This window comes from Sulfurimonas sp., from assembly GCF_047622445.1.
GTDB lineage: Bacteria > Campylobacterota > Campylobacteria > Campylobacterales > Sulfurimonadaceae > Sulfurimonas.
The window spans coordinates 1-15,268 of record NZ_JBLHOE010000078.1 but is presented as its reverse complement, the minus strand read 5'-3'; the positions used below and the strand labels follow the sequence as shown (position 1 = coordinate 15,268).

Sequence of the window (15,268 nt, the reverse complement as noted above, 5' to 3'; positions counted from 1 at the left end):
AAAAACATGATTAGTATACATCGTGGACTTAGTAAAAGTATGAAGTTAAATTTAGTCGATTATTATCTTGTGAATTATAAGAAAAAGTAGAAAAGTAAGCACCCGTTTTTTTCATTAAGTCGAAATTAACAATATCCTTATTTGTTTGTTCTTGAACAGGGTCTATCTCTTGATATTGACTTATATCTTCTCCCAACTCAAAGTAGTCATATGCTCCAGTGTTGATAGAGCTTGCTTTGTCAATATGGTTATTTGTCTGTATTACAGATGGCTTTTCTGAAACTATTTTAATGTGAGTGTTTAAAAAATTGGTTTGGACTGATGATTGAATTTGCATATAGACCCTATTTAATTAGTTATTATGATACTAAATCGTCAATTTATAGTTTTCTGTAAATAAAATAAATATTGTTATATGAATTTGATATGCTGATATCTAATACACACAGGTTATAAGTACTTATACTACAATTTGTATTGACGTATGTTACCTTCCAAATACCCCTTCAAATTCTGCAGTGTAAATTTGAGAAAGAAACCAGTATGAAAGAACAAATGGCTTGAATGATAGATTAATACAATGTTATGCAGAAAGCCTTTATAAAACTGACCAAGTTAATTATTGGGTAGGCTTTATAGAAGAAAATAAAATTTTATCGTTTCCTTTGTCTTTAATCTTACTAAGCCCATGGGGAATATATTATTTTATATTCCCTGTAAACAATGAGTTTCAGCAAAAAAATAATGCTAAGTTTCTACCATTGGCATTCTCTTTTTCAAATATAAAAATTTACTTGATTCTTTAAAAGAACAAATGAAAGAAGTTAAATATAATACTATTGCACCTCAAGTAGATTAGTGTATATATGCTTGTATTTAGATATTTCTACACTTTTGATCGCTCGAAAAATAACTATTCTTTTTCTTCCTCTATCTCTATACATAGCTCTCTGGCTGTGTACCAATCTGCAATACCTTGGTCATTATATTGAAACTCTCTTTGTTTAGTTGGAATAACAGCATTTCTAATTTTTGAACGAATAATTCCCATAATAATAAATACAAGTAAGAGTGTGGCAATTCCTATGAAGTAATCATATATATACCATGCTATCAGCGCTGCTATAAATGTTGTAAATTGTAAAAAAATTCTTAAGAGTAAAGATACTAATTTACATTTTTGTGTATGTAGTTTTGGTGTTGGTTCTATTAAGTTTATATAGTCTGTTTGCATGAGCAAAGTATAGCAAAATTTAAGGACTAAATAAACCTTAGTCTTAGTGACTCATTTAAAGTGAGTCTATATTGTTTTATTAACCTTTTTTGGATACAATCAATTCAAATAATTTAAGGACTTACTACTATGGCAAAACATCAGTTTCAGACAGAAGCAAATCAAATTTTACACCTAATGATTCACTCACTTTATTCAAATAAAGAAATATTTATTCGTGAGTTAGTTTCAAATGCTTCAGATGCACTTGATAAATTAAACATGTTAGTTTTAACTGACGAAAAATATAAAGACGTTACATTTTCACCAAGAATTGATATAGTAGCGAACAAAGAAGCAAAGACTTTAACAATTAAAGATTCTGGTATAGGTATGAACGAAGAAGATTTAATGAACAACCTTGGTACGATTGCTAAGTCTGGTACAAAAGCATTTTTAGAAAACCTTTCAGGCGATCAAAAAGAAGATTCTAATCTAATTGGTCAGTTCGGTGTTGGTTTTTATGCTTGTTTTATGGTTGCTGACAAGGTAGAAGTTACAACAAAAAAAGCAGGTGAAGATCAAGCTTTAGTATGGAAAAGTGCGGGTGATGGTGAATTCGATATCGAAAACACTACACAGGATGGTCATGGTACAACAATCGTTATGCATCTTAAAGATGATGAAGATGAGTTCTTAGAAGTACACAGAATTGATTCTATTGTAAAAAAATATTCTAATCATATTCCTTTCCCAATTTTTATGGATAAAGAGAAACATATTGCTGCTGTTATGGATGATGAAGGTAAAGAAGAATTAGAAGCATCTCGAACAGAGATAGAAAATGAACAAATAAATAAAGCTAATGCATTATGGACTATGGCTAAAAAAGATGTAACTAATGATGAATATAAAGACTTTTATAGCTCAATAGCACATTCTTCAGAAGAGCCATTAGCTTGGATGCATAACAAATCAGAAGGTGCTGTAGAATATACAACATTATTCTATATTCCATCAAAAGCTCCTATGGATTTATTTCGTGTAGATTATCAAACAGGTATTAAGCTTTATATCAACCGTGTATTTATTACAGATGATGAAAAAGAGCTTATGCCAACTTATTTAAGATTTCTACGTGGTGTAATAGATTCTAAAGATTTACCATTAAATGTATCCCGTGAGATTTTACAATCAAATCCAACTATGGATAAAATTAAAAAAACATCTGTAAAAAAAGTTCTTTCAGAGCTTGGTAAAATGGTTAAAAAAGATAAAGAAAAATACGATACTTTCTATAGTGAATTTGGAAATGTACTTAAAGAAGGTCTTTATAATGACTTTGATAATCGTGAGAAAATTTTAGAACTTATGCAGTTTAACACTCTTAATTCTGATTCTACAGTTATGATTGAAGACTTTGTTAAAAATATAGATGAAGAGAAAAAAGAGATTTACTATATTACAGGTAAAGCTGTATTATCTATGCTTAAATCTTCACCGGCACTAGAGAGATTTAAAGCTAAAGGGATTGATGTTTTAGTTCTTAATGAAGAAGTAGATACGATTATTTTCCCTATGGTTACTGATTATAAAGAGTATAAATTAGTAGCAGTTGCAGATGCAAAATTTGAAGAGAGTGAAGAAGAGAAAAAAGCTGAAGAGGAAGTTGCAAAAACATATGAAGGTTTAGCAAAAGAATTTAAAGATGCTCTTGGAGATGCTGTTAAATCTGTTGAAACGACAGCTGACTTAATTGATTCACCAGTGGCTATTAAAATAGATAAAGAAGATCCATCGTATATGATGGCGCAGATGATGAAACAAATGGGTCAAGGAGATCCAAATGCTCCAGAACCTGCTCCTATTTTTCAAATCAATCCTAATCATGAGCTTTTAATGAAGTTAAAAGATTCAGCAGATCTAAATTTGATAAATGATGCGGCACATGTATTGTTAGATCAAGCAAAATTGTTTGATGGGCAAGAATTAAGTGATACTGCTGATTTTATTTCAAGATTAAATAGAATCATGAGCAAAGCTTTATAGTAAATTTCAAACATAGTGAGTGTGACTATTAGTAGCACTCACTAGCTTCTTAAAGATTAGTCAAGATTTTTTAATCGGTTTATAAAAAATAATGTTATCTTATTAGTATGAGTAATAAATCTAAATATATATATACCCTATATAAGTGCACTAATATGCAAAATATGCTTATTGATGCTGTAAATCTAAATAATAATCTTTTTCTTAATGAACTTAAAGAAATAAATATACATAATTATAGTTATACTCCAGATGAAGCTATTGAAGAATTAGGCTTAGAACTTGAAGAGATTAATCATCTTATAGATGATTATGTAATTCAAATAGTTACATCAAATATGGCATTTCTTCAATATTTACATGAGCTACAATCAAGTAAAGATAATCATAAAATTATGAATTTTACTCCACTTCAAGAACTAGCACATAAAAATCTTGGTGTAGCAAGAAATCTTCGTATACATGATGCTCAAAAGCTTTTATATACAATAATGAAAGAGGAAGACTTAGAGCATATATTTTTATGTTTAGAGGGGCTGTTCGCTTGTGTAACTATACTGAGACCACAAAAAGCATTCGATACACTTAGATTGATAAAAGTGAAGAACTCTTTATAATATTACTAATTCCGTAGGGCGTGAGAAATTTTTTCAAGTTTGTTTGATGCTTTTTTTTCAATAGTAACTACATTCTTGCTAGGTAATACAAAAGCGAGTAGTATAAAAATAAAAGAAAATACGATACCTGTCAATGAGGCCAGAAGTAGTTTAAGTTTAAAATCATTCATAATTTAATTATAACATGTTAGTATACTTAATGCACAAATTTTTTAGTATATTTATTTTTCTCATATTCTTTTTGAACTCTTTAGGGGCAAAAGAACCATTTTTAGCTACTTTAGTAAAGATACATTCAAATGACACTCAAGTATTTAGATATGGAAATACTGAATTTATCTGTAAAGTACATGGGGTAATAGCCATTGATGAGATATATGAAAATGCGGATGAAGCTTCAGCGTGTACGAAATCTATCGAGTTATTTTACAAAAAACAAAGAGCTTTATACTATTATGCAAACTCAAAATTAAAAGTCTATCAATCATATAGTTTAATAGTAAAAAAAAATAATAGGTGTCTTATAAACATAGCAGGCGAAAAGACATTATCAGAATTTTTAATTGAGGAAGGCTTGGCCGTGAAGAAACCACAGTTTAATGATAAAGAATATAGTTATTATTTTAATAGATCTGAGCAAAAAGCTAAGTTGAGTTTACGAGGTATTTGGTCAGAAAACATGATGAAAGATTGTGCTGCATACATCTATACTCGAGAGTAACTAGAGTAGATGCAATAATCTTTATTTATTAGTCATATATACCCAAAATTCCTTATGGGAATGACCTTTATTTAAAAAGTATATTTGTAAAATAGCAACTCGATATAGAGTTATTAACATTTTAGCAAAGGGTACAAATAAGCTCATACTTATTAAAAGAGACTGTGGTTTTTCTCCTTTAGAAGTTATCATTTCTTGCATACCAATATTTTTACTCAAATACATTCCAAAAAGTATAGAAAAAGCAAAGTTGAGTATAACTCCAAATATTATATACGCCATTAAATCTTGTTCGTTCATTCCAGCTATCATTTATTTATTTCCTAATGTACTCGTTATTATTGTTTGTAATTTTAGCAAAATATAGCTTATTCATAAGCTTTTATTTTTTTACTAGTATAAAATGTACCAAAAGGTATAAGTGAAGCGATAAAAAATAAAATATTATACTGAAATTTCCATTTTGCTTCTAGGTATGCAGGCACCATTAAAATAAGTAAGCTAACGAAAAGTACACCATGCAACATACCTACAATTTTTACTGCTTCTGGAGTACCAAAGAAGTATTTTAAAGGCATTGCAATGAGTAGTAAAGCCAAGTATGAATAGCCCTCTGTAGTATTTATGATTCTGAACCTTTGTACATTTTTGTTTATCATTTGTTTGTGTCCTTAGGATTAATTTTGCGAAGTATATAATCAAAAAGTAACAATCAAGTAATTTTAAAAATTTAGCACATCTCCCAAACTTTTTTTAAACATTTTTATACTATAATCGACCTACAAATTATAAAAAAAAAGGTAATTTATGGAAACTAACCTTATCGTAGAGGGCTTTAAGTTTATGGGATTAGGGATGGGAACAGTGTTCTTATTCTTAATAATACTGATTGTAAGTATGAATATATTATCAATAGTAGTGCATAAATTTTTCCCAGAACCAAATCAGAACACTAATGGAAACGTAGTGAAAAAACAAGATAATAAAAATGTTATTGCTGCAATTACAGCCGCAATAACACATCATAGACAAGGATAGGACAAAGTATGGCTAAAAAATTTATAGATGTAATGGATACAAGTTTTAGAGATGGTTTCCAGTCAGTATACGGTGGACGAGTACTAATGAATGACTTTTTTCCAGCTGTTGAAGCTGCAAAAACTGCAGGAATAACTCACTTTGAATTTGGTGGGGGAGCAAGATTTCAATCTTTATACTTCTATTTACGAGAAGATGCTTTTGAAATGATGGATAAATTCCGTAGTATTGTAGGTCCAGACGCAAACCTTCAAACATTAGCTCGTGGTGTAAATACAGTTATGCTTGATACAGGTTCTAAAGAACTTATTGATTTACATGCTAAACTTTTCAAGAAACATGGTACTACAACAATTAGAAATTTTGATGCACTTAACGATGTTGAAAATTTAAAATATTCAGGTGAAAGAATTTCTCATCATGGGCTTAAGCATGAAATTGTTGTGACTATGATGGATTTACCACCAGGTTGTCACGGTGCTCACACAGTTGAGTTTTATGAAAAAACTCTTCGTGATATTTTAGATAGTGGAATCCCTTATGATTCTATTTGTTTTAAAGATGCATCTGGAACTTCAAATCCTCATAAAGTATACGAAACTATCAAAATGGCTCGCGGTATTGTTCCTGAAGGTACTCACCTTCGTCTTCATACACATGAAACTGCTGGTGTTTCTGTTTCCGCTTACATGGCAGCATTAGAAGCTGGTATAGATGGTATAGATATGGCAGCTTCTCCTGTAAGTGGTGGAACATCTCAGCCGGATATCTTAACCATGCTTCATGCAACAAAAGGTCTTGATTTTGATCTTGGTGGTTTAGAGATTGATAAAATTCTTACATATGAAAAAGAATTACAAAACTGTCTTTCAGATTACTTTGTACCACCTGAAGCTACTATGGTTTCACCAATTATTCCATTTTCACCAATGCCAGGTGGAGCATTAACTGCAAATACGCAGATGATGAGAGATAATGGTATCTTAGATAAATTTCCAGATGTTATCGCAGCTATGCAAGAAGTAGTTGAAAAAGGTGGTTATGGTACATCTGTAACTCCAGTTTCTCAGTTTTACTTCCAACAAGCACTTAATAATGTTATGCAAGGACCTTGGAAAGCTATAGCTCCAGGTTATGGAAGAATGGTTCTTGGTTATTTTGGTAAGACTCCAGTTGCTCCAGATCCTGAAATTGTAAAAATTGCTTCAGAGAAATTAAATTTATTACCGACTACAGAAAATGCTTTGGATATTGCTAATGCAGATTATACAAAGTCTTTACAAAATTGGATTGATAAACTTAAAGAAGAAGAACTAGAGATAACGGAAGAAAATATCTTTATTGCAGCAGCATGTCAAGAAAAAGGTATCGCTTTTCTTAAAGGTAAGGGCGAGTTAAACGTACGTAAAATATCAGAAATGAAAACAGATTGTGAAGGAAGTTCAAATATGGGTAATGGAAATTATACAGTAGTAGTAGATGGTCAAAAGTTTAGTGTTCAAGTTGCAGAGGGTGATGCGAATATTCAAGTAACAGCAGTGGATGGGGAAGCAGTAGCCACTCCAAGAGCTCCAGCGACAGCTTCGGCTGGTGACTTAGAAATTAAAGCACTTCTTCCAGGTAATGTTTGGAAAATCGTAGCGAACCCAAATGACAAAGTTAACGATGGTGATGTAATTATGATCTTAGAATCTATGAAAATGGAAATTGATGTTGTTGCAACAAAATCAGGTACACTTAAGTCAATTAATGTTGCTACAAATGATAAAGTTGTAGAAGGTCAAGTTGTAGCAGTAATAGGATAATAGAATGAAGATATTTATCTTAAAACTATTGGCCCTTATGCTTTTTAGCTTTGGTGCTCTTCATGCTAATTCGGCAGCTGTAGGTGAAGCTTCTTCTACGCATAAAGAAGAAACATATGAATCACAATCATTCACAGAAATGGTTGGAGGATTTTTACAATCTACAGGTGTAAATGCAGTATTAAATCCAGATCCAAATGAATTAAGTTCACATGGTAAACCAATGAGTAACTTTCATAAATCATGGGGACGTGTACTTATGATTTTCGTTACATTTTTCTTATTTTGGTTGGCTATTAGAAAAGGTTTTGAACCTCTTTTACTTCTACCAATTGCCTTTGGTGGTTTACTCGCAAATATTCCTATTGCAGGTATCGCAGGAGAACATGGTTTCTTGGGTGTTATCTATAATATGGGTCTTGCAAATGAAATGTTTCCAATTCTTATTTTTATGGGTGTGGGAGCAATGACTGATTTTGGTCCATTACTTTCAAACCCTAAAACAGCACTTCTTGGTGGAGCTGCTCAGTTTGGTATATTTGGAACACTTGTTGGTGCAGTAGCACTTACTCAATATGGTTTTGCTGATTTCACACTACAACAAGCTTCTGCAATTTCAATAATTGGTGGTGCTGATGGTCCAACATCTATATTCATTGCTACTAAGCTTGCTCCTGAATTGTTAGGTGCTATTGCTGTTGCATCGTATAGTTATATGGCTATGGTTCCAATTATTCAACCTCCGATTATGAGAGCGTTAACAACTGAGGCTGAGCGTAAAATTAAGATGACTACACTTCGTCATGTCTCACGTTTAGAAAAATTAGTGTTTCCAGTTATGGTACTTAGTTTGGCTATTATGGTTTTACCAGCAGCAACACCATTAATTGGTGCATTTATGTTTGGTAACTTCTTAAAAGAATCAGGTGTTGTTGAGCGTCTTAATGATACTCTTCAAAATTCACTCATTAACACAGTAACAATTTTCTTAGGTCTTGGTGTTGGTTCTAAACTTGCAGCAAATGAATTTTTAGTACCTGATACTATGTTTATTATGGCTCTCGGTATTATTGCATTTTCAGTTGGTACTGCTTCTGGTGTAATTATGGCGAAAGTTATGAATATGTTCCCTGGGCATAAAGTAAATCCATTAATTGGTTCAGCTGGTGTATCAGCAGTTCCAATGGCAGCTCGTGTGTCAAATAAAGTAGGTATGGAGTACGATCGTACTAATATGTTACTGATGCATGCGATGGGTCCAAATGTGGCTGGAGTAATAGGTTCAGCAGTAGCAGCTGGTGTACTTATTTCTTTGTTTCAATAACTAACTAGCACAAAATTTAAATAGCGACGCATTTACTGCGTTGCTACGTTCGTCACGTACAAAAGTACGCTTCCTTACTATTCGCCTTGCAACTACATCACTCTTTAAATTTTTCTACTCTTTGTTTTTGTATATACTTTGTTTTAGGTTTTAATTATCGTATTTATTGAAGTTATTATATTTAAGTAATTGATGTAAACCTTTTGTATAATCATCATCTTTTTTATAATATTTATCTAATTTTTCTATTAATTTTTCTGGATTATCAGTTCTTGTCTTTTCTTGTCTAAATTCTTCAAATAAAGGACTTGTAGCTAATAGTTTATAGTAGTCTTCAACTGATGCTTGAAGCGAGTCATAACGTTTTACATAGATAGCTTCACCATCTCTTGATTCATGTGCTTGTACTCTTGGCTCATTCTCATCAAATGACCACACTCCAAATAAATTGTTTGCCATAAGAGTAAATCTTGATGTTGCCCATCCACTTTGCATAGCAGCTTGTGCAAGAGCTATACTTTTTGGATGAGGCTTTAGCTTTACTAAAAGGTCTTGAGTATTTGTAGCTTTATATATGTTTAATAAAGTTTTTATTTTTTGATTGTCTTTTTGATTCTCAATCATTTTCTTAACTTCTGAATATTGCTTTTCTAAGAGAGCGTATACTTTATTGACCGCTGGTACCAAGAGTTCATTAAACCTTTGTTTCTTTTCTAGTGCGCTCATATTTTCTGGAAGTACTGAGATTTGATATTTTGTTTGGAATACTTTTTTAGTCACTACTGGAATTGTTGTCTCTGTATTTACTTCTTCAGCTAGATCTCTTTTAAGTTCTTTAGGGGCTGTCACTACTTCTGAGCTTTCTACTTTTGAAATTAGGGTAGTCGGTTTATGGCTTTCTAAAGCATCAACTTTCTCTTCATTTTTTTGAGTACTAGTATAGATTAGTAAAGCTGCTAGAACTGCTATAGAAGAGCTAATAATTAGTGTGTTTTTTTGCATTCTTACTCCATGTTATATATATAATAAGAATACACTATAGTATATAATCGATAAAGTAAGGCTTAATTAAGAGTGTTTATTCATCGCTTCTATAATAATTGGAACAATATTATGACTTTTCGTTTTATCGATAAAACCACTAGCCCCTAGGCCTTCAGCTTCTCTCTTATTATTTGCACTACTCATAGAACTATTTACTATTATAGGGGTATTGTGTGTTGCTGGATTATTTCTCAGTATTTGTAACACAGTAAAACCAGACATCTCTGGCATTTCAATATCTGTAATTATGGCAGGGATGATACTAGGGTCAGGCATAGACTCTACATAATCAACGAGTTTTTTTCCATTGTCAAACATCCTCATATCTAAGTTAGAGTTTGCAAAGATTTGTTTTAGATGAGTTTGCGCAGTTCTAGAATCCTCAGCGATAAGAACAGTTCCATTTTTAAGCTTCATTGGAATTGCTATATCTTGAATATTTGTTGCAGATTCATTTACATCAACCATTGCTTGAGGGATAACATCTGCAAGAAGTTTTTCATAATCTAAGATAAGACATAGACTACCATCTTCAAGTCTGGTGTCATTCATTACAACACCGTCATTTTTGAGTCTATAACTATCAGGAGCATGCATTTCACTCCAGTTTTTCTTTATAACTCTATATGCAGACATAATCCTAAGACCAATTACAATGCCATTAAAGTCACAGATTAAGATATTGGATTTTTGAATTTCTTCTCGTGAGAGTTGTGTTCCAAGCCATAATGGAAGGTTGAGAATTGGGATTTGTAGCCCACGAAGAATAATAGTTCCTTCAAGTAAGTCGTGAGAAGAGGGTATTTGTGTTAAGAAATGATTTTTTGATTCAACTACTTCTCTTGTCTTAAAAACATTAATAGCATAAAAAGCAGAGTCGACACTTTCGCTAATTCTAAATACAAGTAACTGAAGTTCATTATTTTTTGCTAAGTTTGTGGCAGCATCAACATTATCTAAAACAGACATAAAACACCTTTTGTTTAAATATAAATAAATAATAGCGTAATTAAAATGAAATATGCTTGAATGTTAAGTGATGTATTGGTAGAATGTATTCAATTAACGTAAAGGTAAGTATATGAAAATAGTAGTATTAGTCTTAATTTTAAATTCATTTCTTTTTTCTAAAGTATATTATTCAAAAGTAGAGCCTTATGAGATTCGAAATATATCTTCAAATGTCTCAGGTTTAGTCCTCTTTACTGATGACAATATGATAGGTAAAAAGCTTTCTTCAAAGTCATATATCAAGATTGATGCAGAGTTAGACAATAAAGAAATTAAATATATAAATGAAAAATTAGGTTATTTAGCTAGTACAGTAAACTCAAATGAGAGTGTCCTCGCAAATTTAGAACAATTATTAGTAAGGAAAAGAAAAAACTATGACAATATTAAATCTTTAAAAATCAAGTCTACTTTAGAAAAAGACAGAGAATACTATGATTTGATTACTAGTGAAAATGTATATCTCAATACCATGAAAGAGATTCATAATTTAAAAATAAATATAGCAGATTTACAATTACGTCGCGCACATTTAATACGTTCTACTACAGACAAAAATTTGAGTGCTAAAGGTTTTACTCTTTATTCAATTGCTGTAAAAGCTGGTCAAGTTGTTGGAATTTCGACACCGCTTGCACAAGTGGCAGATGTCTCTCGTGCTTTACTCACTATATATCTTGATGAAGAGGACTTACTTGGGATTGATGATAAGAAGATTTACTTAGATGGTAAAGTGAGTGAATATAAAATATCAAGAATTTTAAATATTGCAGATTCTAAAAATATTTCAAAGTATAGGGTGCAAATAATTATAAAATCCCCAAAAGTATTTTCTAGATTAGTAAAAGTAGAATTAAAGTAAAGCTAAAATGAGTGTTAATACTGCTTGTCCATTAGATTGTTATGATGCGTGTGAAATTACTGTGGACAATGGTAAACAAAAAGGTGCTAAAACTGGCTACACTCGTGAATTTTCATGTCCACATTTAAATCATTATAATTATTATGAAACTATTTAAGAACCTCGTTATAAAGATGAAATAATTTCCTTAGAAGAAGCACTTGCAAAATTAAAAGATATGATAAAAGGCGGTAAAGTACTTCATTATGGAGGTAATGGAAACTTTGGACTGATGCAAGAAGTGACAGATCATTTTTTTGCTTTAGTAGGTGCTACCTTAACGGATGGAACGCTTTGTTATGGAGCTGGTAAGGATGGCATTATTAAAGGTCGAGGTATCAATAAAAACATGCCCTTATCTGAGATAGCTAAATCGGATGTATATGTAACTCAATCCACATGCTAACTTGAACCTTGGAATGCTACTGTTTCCTTTTTTATACACCGATGATGTTTTTAATCAAAGGAACCTGAAAAAATATACGAATAATTTTGAAGAGTTCTATGAACTCACACAAACTCTAAGTGTAAAAGATACTTTAGCAGAGCTAGATGTTGCTTTTAATGAGATTAAAGACTTTATAGAATTAGTGAAAGATAAAAAAGTTGCAATTATTTGTGGTCTTGGAATCCAAAAGTATCGAGACGGTGCAGATGTGATGAGAGCTATTGATGCATTGGCTGTTGGACTTGATTTATTTACAAAAGAGGGCTCGGGTGTAGCTTACCTTGGTAATTCAAAAGAAGGAATTACTTCACCGTTTAATACAAATGCTAACAGAGTCTCTAAAGTAGATACTGAGTTCTCAAACTACAAAAAACTTTTTTTTCAAAACATGATATACGAACTTCATACTCACACAATGCAATGATGCAAATGCGAGAAGTGCAGGTAAGTGACAATGGAATAAGTGAGTATGATCTAAGTGCTTATTTGTGCAAAGAATTTAAGATAAAACTCGAAGATGAGAGTTTTTATTTAGAGTATTTTAAAAGTTTTTCAGTCGAAAATATGGATGGTGTTTTGCAAATAAAATTTCGAGAGAATACCCCATATCAAGAATGTTTTAACACAGGTAATAGCAAGATCTTATTTTTAGATGAAACAAGTTCAAACTTTAAGATGGACACAGATTTCTTCTTGCTTACCCCTAAAAGTGCAAAAAGTTTAAACTCACAGTTTAAAAGAGAAAAGAATGTTTATATAAATACTTCTCATGGTTTTGAGAATGGTGAAGTCATAACAATAAGTTCTGCAATTGGAAGTGTAAATTTAAAAGTAGAAATCAGTACAAACTTACGAAATGATTGTGTACTTATTTACAGTGGGACGCTGGGTGTAAATAATCTTACATCATCAAAACACTCTTACTAAGGTAAGAGTGCAATATATCAAAATGAAAAAATATAACTCTTAAAGTAACTGTACTTAAAGCTCTTACTCAGCAAGAAGAAAATTTATCTTATTGTGCTATTATTTTAGGATAAATTTATTATAAAATATATGGATAAAAAATGAATACTCAAGAATTAGATAAAAAGTACGTATTACCTACATATGCAAGAGTAGATGTGGAATTTATAAGTGGGAAAAGTGCAACACTTATAGATAGTGATGAAAAAAAATACATCGACTTCACATCCGGAATTGGTGTTGTAAGTGTTGGCCATGCAAACGAAAGAGTCAACAAAGCAATCACAGAACAAATAGCAAAGATTACTCATATATCTAATCTTTATAACATAGCTCCTCAAGCGAAAGCTGCGCAAAAAATTGTTGAAGCTTCTGGATATGACATGCAGTGCTTTTTCGGAAACTCTGGTGCTGAAGCAAATGAGGGTGCCATAAAAATTGCAAGAAAATATGGTGAGATAAACGGTGAAGTGAAAAAATACAAGATAATTACTCTTAACCATTCTTTTCATGGTCGAACTATTACAACAGTTAAAGCGACAGGTCAAGAGTCTATGCATAATTATTTTGGTCCATTTCCTGATGGTTTTGTGTATGCAGAGAACATAGCTCAAATAGAATCACTTTTAGATAATCATACATGTGCAGTTATGATAGAACTAGTACAAGGTGAAGGTGGCGTACAACCTCAAGATAAAGAAGCTGTGAAAAAATTAGAAAAACTTTTAAAATCTCGTGGTGTTTTACTCATAGTTGATGAAGTGCAAACTGGTGGATACAGAACAGGAGAGTTTTTAGCTTCCCAAGTGTATGGAATAACTCCAGATATAGTCACACTTGCAAAAGGTATAGGTGGTGGAGTTCCAATAGGTGTAGTTATGACATCACTTAAAGGGGTTCTCTCAGCTGGTGATCATGGTTCCACTTTTGGTGGAAACTATCTTAGCACTGTAGCTACATGTGAAGTGATGGATATTTTAAAAGAGTATAAAGAGAGTGGAGATTTAGAAATTAGTACATTGTTTTTTAATCAAGCCGTTGAAAAACTTCAAAATAAATATTCGGAAATTTTTACTCAAAAAGTAGGAATTGGAATGATGTGTGGTTTACGAGTTAAAGATGCTGAGACACTCACAAAGATAATTACAAATGCAAAAGAAAATGGAGTAATGCTTCTTAAAGCTGGAAGAAATACTTTAAGGTTCCTCCCTCCACTAACAATAACAAAAGAGGAAATGGATGAGGGATTTAAAAACTTAGACAAAGCCATAGAAAGTCTTTAAACTACATATTCTTGAATGCTTTGACATTACATCTTGACTGAACTTCGATAACTAACAATATATATTTATTTTAGTATGATCGTTGGCTTGAAATATTAAAGTTTTAGATTAAATGTAATTTCATTCTTGATAAGACATATAAATCTCAAAAAAAGAACATATTATAAAACTAATTTTACTAGTTTTATTTTAAGGGTTCATTAAAAATGATTGACTTAATTAAAAAGAAACTAATGATAGTAGTTAAAGTGAAAGGTGGTCATTACAATTGTAATGACCACCTTTCGTTATTTTTTAGAATAAATTTCAATATATAATTATAGAGATTGAAAAATCTCAAATAATAATTACTGAAGATAAATTCATAAATAAGAAAAAAGAGTTAAATATAGATTTGGAATTTTCTTTTGATGATAGAATCAAATATAAATTAATGTATCATTATCTATTCCAAAATGGCAATAGAAAAGATTGTATTGAGGGTAATAATCGTTTTGGAGAGATATATTAAATTTTCTTAAATTTCTTTGTGTAAATTCTATTAATTAAGTGTAATTTCGTTTATTTTACAACTTGACATATCTTATTTAAGAACTAATATAAGTAAAGATATATAAAACTTCAATTTCTCTTTAACAATAATAAAACCTAATTTACTTCAATTGTTATTTATTTAAGTGTAAAAGTATTATAATTAATAAAGGTCATTATAAAGGATTTGCGATGAAAAATCTAATAATAATACTTCTAGGAATAATACTTACCCTCACACAACTCCAAGCTAGGGAAGTAAGCCTAGAAAACAAAATCTCAAGCCTATACATTTCATTCTTTAACCGTGCAGCAGA

18 protein-coding genes are annotated in these 15,268 nt (G+C 31.2%); 12 read left to right on the top strand and 6 right to left on the bottom strand.

The window, feature by feature from the left end:
- Positions 1 to 28: 28 nt before the first annotated feature.
- Together ACI9TV_RS14165 and ACI9TV_RS14160 are read right to left on the bottom strand one after the other, a co-directional pair.
- The gene (locus ACI9TV_RS14165; protein ID WP_415251471.1) at positions 29 to 337 is read right to left on the bottom strand and encodes a hypothetical protein; all 309 of its coding nucleotides are present in this window, start codon (positions 335 to 337) and stop codon (positions 29 to 31) included.
- A 576-nt stretch (positions 338 to 913) separates the two neighbouring features.
- A complete protein-coding gene (locus ACI9TV_RS14160; RefSeq protein ID WP_415251470.1) occupies positions 914 to 1,234 on the bottom strand; it encodes a hypothetical protein in 321 nt (106 codons plus the stop codon).
- Between the two features lie 129 nt (positions 1,235 to 1,363).
- Here ACI9TV_RS14160 and htpG point away from each other — a divergent pair, with 129 nt between their 5' ends.
- From htpG to ACI9TV_RS14145, 3 genes are all read left to right on the top strand, one after another.
- Entirely contained in the window at positions 1,364 to 3,262 is a 1,899-nt protein-coding gene (htpG, locus tag ACI9TV_RS14155; protein ID WP_415251469.1) for a molecular chaperone HtpG, read from the top strand.
- A 155-nt stretch (positions 3,263 to 3,417) separates the two neighbouring features.
- Positions 3,418 to 3,879, top strand: a complete 462-nt coding sequence (locus ACI9TV_RS14150; RefSeq protein ID WP_415251468.1) for a hypothetical protein — start codon at positions 3,418 to 3,420, stop codon at positions 3,877 to 3,879.
- A gap of 199 nt (positions 3,880 to 4,078) precedes the next feature.
- The gene (locus tag ACI9TV_RS14145) at positions 4,079 to 4,600 is read left to right on the top strand and encodes a thermonuclease family protein (RefSeq protein WP_415251467.1); all 522 of its coding nucleotides are present in this window, start codon (positions 4,079 to 4,081) and stop codon (positions 4,598 to 4,600) included.
- 21 nt (positions 4,601 to 4,621) lie between these two features.
- Here the strand turns inward: ACI9TV_RS14145 and ACI9TV_RS14140 are convergent, their stop codons facing one another.
- Positions 4,622 to 4,912: a hypothetical protein gene (locus ACI9TV_RS14140; protein ID WP_415251466.1), complete on the bottom strand. Its 291-nt coding sequence runs from the start codon at positions 4,910 to 4,912 to the stop codon at positions 4,622 to 4,624.
- A 56-nt stretch (positions 4,913 to 4,968) separates the two neighbouring features.
- On the bottom strand, positions 4,969 to 5,259 hold the full coding sequence (locus ACI9TV_RS14135; RefSeq protein ID WP_415251465.1) for a DUF3817 domain-containing protein: 291 nt from the start codon (positions 5,257 to 5,259) through the stop codon (positions 4,969 to 4,971).
- A 148-nt stretch (positions 5,260 to 5,407) separates the two neighbouring features.
- Here ACI9TV_RS14135 and ACI9TV_RS14130 point away from each other — a divergent pair, with 148 nt between their 5' ends.
- Genes ACI9TV_RS14130 through ACI9TV_RS14120 form a run of 3 tightly spaced genes read left to right on the top strand, consistent with a single transcriptional unit; the run spans position 5,408 to position 8,767 of the window.
- Positions 5,408 to 5,638, top strand: coding sequence for an OadG family protein (locus tag ACI9TV_RS14130; RefSeq protein ID WP_415251464.1), 231 nt, complete (start codon positions 5,408 to 5,410; stop codon positions 5,636 to 5,638).
- A gap of 8 nt (positions 5,639 to 5,646) precedes the next feature.
- The gene (locus ACI9TV_RS14125; protein ID WP_415251463.1) at positions 5,647 to 7,443 is read left to right on the top strand and encodes a biotin/lipoyl-containing protein; all 1,797 of its coding nucleotides are present in this window, start codon (positions 5,647 to 5,649) and stop codon (positions 7,441 to 7,443) included.
- A 4-nt stretch (positions 7,444 to 7,447) separates the two neighbouring features.
- On the top strand, positions 7,448 to 8,767 hold the full coding sequence (locus ACI9TV_RS14120; protein WP_415251462.1) for a sodium ion-translocating decarboxylase subunit beta: 1,320 nt from the start codon (positions 7,448 to 7,450) through the stop codon (positions 8,765 to 8,767).
- Between the two features lie 150 nt (positions 8,768 to 8,917).
- Here ACI9TV_RS14120 and ACI9TV_RS14115 read toward each other — a convergent pair whose 3' ends face one another.
- Together ACI9TV_RS14115 and ACI9TV_RS14110 are read right to left on the bottom strand one after the other, a co-directional pair.
- Complete coding sequence (locus ACI9TV_RS14115; protein ID WP_415251461.1) at positions 8,918 to 9,769, bottom strand: glucosaminidase domain-containing protein; 852 nt, start codon at positions 9,767 to 9,769, stop codon at positions 8,918 to 8,920.
- Between the two features lie 66 nt (positions 9,770 to 9,835).
- Positions 9,836 to 10,780 (bottom strand): chemotaxis protein CheW, encoded by a 945-nt coding sequence (locus tag ACI9TV_RS14110; RefSeq protein ID WP_415251460.1) that lies wholly within the window; start codon positions 10,778 to 10,780, stop codon positions 9,836 to 9,838.
- Positions 10,781 to 10,892: 112 nt separating this feature from the next.
- Between ACI9TV_RS14110 and ACI9TV_RS14105 the strand changes: the two genes are divergently transcribed.
- From ACI9TV_RS14105 to ACI9TV_RS14080, 6 genes are all read left to right on the top strand, one after another.
- The gene (locus ACI9TV_RS14105; RefSeq protein ID WP_415251459.1) at positions 10,893 to 11,684 is read left to right on the top strand and encodes an HlyD family efflux transporter periplasmic adaptor subunit; all 792 of its coding nucleotides are present in this window, start codon (positions 10,893 to 10,895) and stop codon (positions 11,682 to 11,684) included.
- A gap of 7 nt (positions 11,685 to 11,691) precedes the next feature.
- A complete protein-coding gene (locus tag ACI9TV_RS14100) occupies positions 11,692 to 11,841 on the top strand; it encodes a hypothetical protein (RefSeq protein WP_415251458.1) in 150 nt (49 codons plus the stop codon).
- A gap of 60 nt (positions 11,842 to 11,901) precedes the next feature.
- Positions 11,902 to 12,129, top strand: a complete 228-nt coding sequence (locus ACI9TV_RS14095) for a hypothetical protein (RefSeq protein WP_415251457.1) — start codon at positions 11,902 to 11,904, stop codon at positions 12,127 to 12,129.
- A 13-nt stretch (positions 12,130 to 12,142) separates the two neighbouring features.
- On the top strand, positions 12,143 to 12,595 hold the full coding sequence (locus tag ACI9TV_RS14090) for a hypothetical protein (protein ID WP_415251456.1): 453 nt from the start codon (positions 12,143 to 12,145) through the stop codon (positions 12,593 to 12,595).
- Positions 12,592 to 13,098: a hypothetical protein gene (locus ACI9TV_RS14085; protein WP_415251455.1), complete on the top strand. Its 507-nt coding sequence runs from the start codon at positions 12,592 to 12,594 to the stop codon at positions 13,096 to 13,098. The genes ACI9TV_RS14090 and ACI9TV_RS14085 overlap by 4 nt, the downstream gene beginning before the upstream one ends.
- A 140-nt stretch (positions 13,099 to 13,238) precedes the next feature.
- Positions 13,239 to 14,420 carry an acetylornithine transaminase gene (locus tag ACI9TV_RS14080; RefSeq protein ID WP_415251454.1) on the top strand — a complete coding sequence of 394 codons (1,182 nt, stop codon included), beginning with the start codon at positions 13,239 to 13,241 and terminating at the stop codon, positions 14,418 to 14,420.
- Positions 14,421 to 15,268: the final 848 nt, after the last annotated feature.